The sequence below is a fragment of the Seonamhaeicola marinus genome (assembly GCF_008085455.1).
Window position 1 is genome coordinate 1 of the sequence record NZ_VSDQ01000230.1, and the last position, 206, is coordinate 206.

At 30.6% G+C, this 206-nt stretch carries 1 pseudogene; it reads right to left on the bottom strand.

Going from position 1 to position 206, the window contains the following annotated elements:
• Positions 1-206 (bottom strand): annotated as a pseudogene (locus FUA24_RS03160) (MotA/TolQ/ExbB proton channel family protein); the annotation flags it as partial.

The following is a 206-nucleotide window of genomic DNA, read 5'->3' on the forward strand; positions in this document are numbered from 1 at the left end:
ACCAATTAATCTTGAAACTGGAGAGTTTGCTTGTGCACATAGCATTTGTGCCGAATCAATTTTACCGTTGCTTACATGGTCTTTAATTTGATTCATAAAATTAGCATCAATTTTTGAAGCTGCTTTTATAGCAAACAATCTTTCAAAATAAATGTAGGTTGCAACTATTAGCAATACAAAAAGTATAGCTATAATTATTTGTCCTG